This is a genomic window from Sphingomonas sp. Mn802worker (assembly GCF_000382485.1).
Taxonomy (GTDB): Bacteria; Pseudomonadota; Alphaproteobacteria; order Sphingomonadales; family Sphingomonadaceae; genus Sphingomonas.
In genome coordinates, this window is record NZ_AORY01000006.1 from 1 (window position 1) to 479 (window position 479).

Consider the following 479-nt stretch of genomic DNA (forward strand, 5'->3'; position numbering starts at 1 on the left):
AACCGTGGTTTCTATGGCCACTTGGTCAGCGAGCCGCGCACATGGGGTGACGAGCGATTGTTCGTCGCCTTGTCGCAATACCACTCCGAACACGCGTTGCTCTTCAACGAGGCAGGACAGCGCTTTTGCGATGAAACCCGCGGCGATCACACCAACACCTACGAAACCCTGATCCAGCCGAACGCGCGTGCGCTGTGCGTGTGGGACAGGCGCGTGCACGAGAGTTACGCGACCGTGCCCGTCGTCTCGATCGGGGTCGCGGAAGACAAGCTCGAGGTCGCGCTGGCAAATGGCGGCAAGGGTCTCGTCGCAGCAGATGCGGGCGCCGTAGGTGAGTTCGCAAGCGCACACGGGTTCGATGGGGAGGCGGTCGTCGCGTCTCTCGTACGCTTCAACGAGGCCGCCCGACATGGATGGGAGCGGCAGCATCCGCCACGTAGCGAGGACGCACGACCGATCGACAAGGCGCCGTTCTACGC

Annotated in this window: 1 protein-coding gene; it reads left to right on the forward strand. The window is 63.9% G+C overall.

Features of this window, described 5'->3' with window-relative positions; all coding sequences use genetic code 11:
* Positions 1 to 479 (forward strand): hypothetical protein (locus tag SMN802W_RS18500; RefSeq protein WP_019516449.1); only part of this gene is annotated, 479 nt, incomplete at both ends.